3 protein-coding genes are annotated in these 2,700 nt (G+C 74.3%); 2 read left to right on the top strand and 1 reads right to left on the bottom strand.

Annotated elements, in window-relative coordinates:
* Positions 1-682: DedA family protein (locus ACSW7Y_RS16885; RefSeq protein ID WP_438127385.1), on the bottom strand; the 682-nt coding region annotated here is incomplete at its 3' end.
* Between the two features lie 233 nt (positions 683-915).
* Here ACSW7Y_RS16885 and ACSW7Y_RS16880 point away from each other — a divergent pair.
* A complete protein-coding gene (locus tag ACSW7Y_RS16880; protein WP_438127384.1) occupies positions 916-1,563 on the top strand; it encodes a hypothetical protein in 648 nt (215 codons plus the stop codon).
* Positions 1,564-1,654: 91 nt separating this feature from the next.
* On the top strand, positions 1,655-2,656 hold the full coding sequence (locus ACSW7Y_RS16875) for an aldo/keto reductase (RefSeq protein WP_438127383.1): 1,002 nt from the start codon (positions 1,655-1,657) through the stop codon (positions 2,654-2,656).
* The last annotated feature ends 44 nt before the right edge of the window (positions 2,657-2,700 follow it).

The raw sequence follows: 2,700 nt of genomic DNA, 5'->3' as shown, positions 1-2,700 counted from the left end.
GAGCGGGTGTACGGGTGGTGCGGCCGGCGGCGGTGCCGGGGTGGCGAGGACCGCCGTCGTCGGCGGCGCGTCGGGCCACCGCGGCCTCGCGCCTGCGCCCGATCGTACCGATCACGCGGTCGACCACGATGCCCAGCACCACCGCGATGACCATCGACACGATGGCCGCCACCACGGGCTCGTGCAGCACGGACGACGTCGCGAGGGCGATGCCGAGCGAGGTGGCGGCCCAGAGGCTGCCGGCGACCGCGCTGATGCCGAGGAACCGGCGGTAGGGGAGCTTCGTCGCGCCGGCGGTCGTGTTCACCGCGACGCGGCCGACCGGGATGTACCGGCCGACGAGGATGAGGCTCGCGGGACGCTGCTGCATCTGCCGCTCGGCGAACGCGAACGCCGCGGCGATGCGGGGCCGCCGAGAGGACGCGAGCCGCGCGAGTCCCACGCGGCGGCCGATCCAGTACGCGATCGAGTCACCGGCGACGGCACCCGCGGCCGCCGCGGCGAGCACGCCGAACAGGACCGGCTGTCCCGAGGTGGCGGCGACGGCGGCCACGGCGACGAGGGCGGTCTCGCTCGGCACCGGCGGGAAGAACCCGTCGAGCAGGCACAGTGCGAACAGCACGACGTAGACGAGCGGGCTCGCCGCCAGGTCGACGACGAACGGTGTGATCTGGTCGAGCACGGGGGCCTCCCTCCGCCGGCGGCGCTCGCCGACGAGGACGACGCTACGGAGGCGGCGCAGCGCTGCCATCCGTCCGCGGTGTCGACCGTCCCCTACCCCGGTATGACATCCGGGGCGGCTGCGGCACGGGCGGCTCCTCGGTGCTGGGACGTCGGTCTGCTGCCTGCATGCTGCCGGCCCTCGGGGCTCGCGGTGCGCCGCCGACCCGGGGCGCGCCCGGTACGCTGCCCGGCATGGGGGAACGACGGATCGGTCGACGGCTGCTCGTGGTCGCGGGGACGGCGGCCGCGCTGGTCGTCTCGCTCGCCGGGTGCTCCTCGCAGTCGGACGTGCCGAACGGCGGCGTCCCGCTCGAGGCCACCGCGACCGCGACGTTCGCGCGCGCCGAACCGGTCGCGGACGGGACGACCGTGGCCGCGGGCGACTGGGGCATCGTGCGTGCCGCGGACCCGTCGGACGGCGACCGGATCGTCGCACTGCGGGTCACCGCGGTCACGGAGGGGGAGCCCGGCGACTTCTCCGGTGTCCGGTCCCTCAGCGGCGGGTCGATGTCCGACGACGCCGTCGGCTGGTGGGTCGACTACGACTGGGTGCTCGTCGACGGCGCCGGGTCCTGGTACCCGAACCACTGGATGCGTGCGGAGACGTCGGACGCGGACCGCGACGACCTCTCCACCCTCAGCGTCCCGGACGACCTGCAGCACTGCCGTCACCCGGAGCGGGAGTCCTTCGAGGACGACTCCACGGGGCTCGTCCAGCACGTGTGCCTGACGGCGTCCGCGACCGGCGGCGTCCGCCCGACCGCCCTCACGTTCTCGGGGACGCCCGGGTCCACCCAGGACGTCACCTGGTCGCTGCCGCAGCGCCGCCAGCGCGACTGACTGCGACGTACCCCGCCGTCGTCCCGCGGTAGCGTCGAGGGCGGCCCGACGGCCGCTCCCACCCCGCCCTCCCGACCCGGATCGAGCAACGATGCACGACGCCCACCGTCCCGCCGACGACCGCTACGAGCAGCTCCCCTACGAGCGCGTCGGGCGGAGCGGCCTCCTGCTGCCCCGCATCTCGCTCGGGCTCTGGAACAACTTCGGCACCGACCGCCCCCTGACGACGCAGCGCGACATCCTGCTGCACGCGTTCGACCGCGGGATCACCCACTTCGACCTCGCGAACAACTACGGGCCGCCGCCCGGCGCTGCCGAGGAGCAGTTCGGCCGGGTCCTCGCGTCCGACCTCCGGCCGTACCGCGACGAGCTCGTCGTCTCGACGAAGGCCGGCTACGACATGTGGCCGGGGCCGTACGGCAACTGGGGCTCGCGCAAGTACATGCTCGCCTCGCTCGACCAGTCGCTGACCCGGCTGGGCCTCGAGTACGTCGACGTCTTCTACTCCCACCGCCCGGACCCGTCGACCCCGATCGAGGAGACCGTCAGCGCGCTCGTCACCGCGGTCCGCTCCGGCAAGGCCCTGTACGCGGGCATCTCGAACTACGACCCGGACCAAACCCGGGCCGCGTCGGAGGCGCTCGCCGCGGAGGGCATCCACCTGCTCATCCACCAGCCGCGCTACAGCATGTTCGACCGGACGCCCGAGGGCGGGCTCTTCGACGAGCTCACCCGGATCGGCACGGGGGCGATCGTGTTCTCCCCGCTGGCCGGTGGCCTCTTGACGGACCGGTACCTCGACGGGTCGGTGCCGGCCGGGTCGCGAGCCGCCGAGGGACGCTGGTTCGGCGCGGACCGGATCGACGACGACTACCTGCGGACGGCGCGAGCGCTGAACGACATCGCGGCGGCACGCGGGCAGTCCCTCGCGCAGCTCGCGATCACGTGGGTGCTCCGGCAGCCGGCCGTCACGTCCGCGCTGGTCGGGGCGTCGAGCGTCCGGCAGCTGGACGACACGCTCGCGGCGCTCGACGGTGCGCCGCTCACCGGCGAGGAGCTGGCGACCATCGACGGGCTCGTGCCGCGCGACTGAGCCGCGGCGCGCCCTGAACGCGACCGACAAACGGACTGGAGGCG

The sequence above is a fragment of the Curtobacterium flaccumfaciens genome (assembly GCF_051548005.1).
Lineage (GTDB): Bacteria > Actinomycetota > Actinomycetes > Actinomycetales > Microbacteriaceae > Curtobacterium.
This window is presented reverse-complemented; position numbering and strand designations above follow the sequence as displayed.

Bases quoted from the DNA above. Each gene is read 5' to 3' on its own strand.
- ACSW7Y_RS16875 (WP_438127383.1), top strand. From the start codon at position 1,655: ATGCACGACGCCCACCGTCCCGCCGACGACCGCTACGAGCAGCTCCCC.
- ACSW7Y_RS16880 (WP_438127384.1), top strand. From the start codon at position 916: ATGGGGGAACGACGGATCGGTCGACGGCTGCTCGTGGTCGCGGGGACG.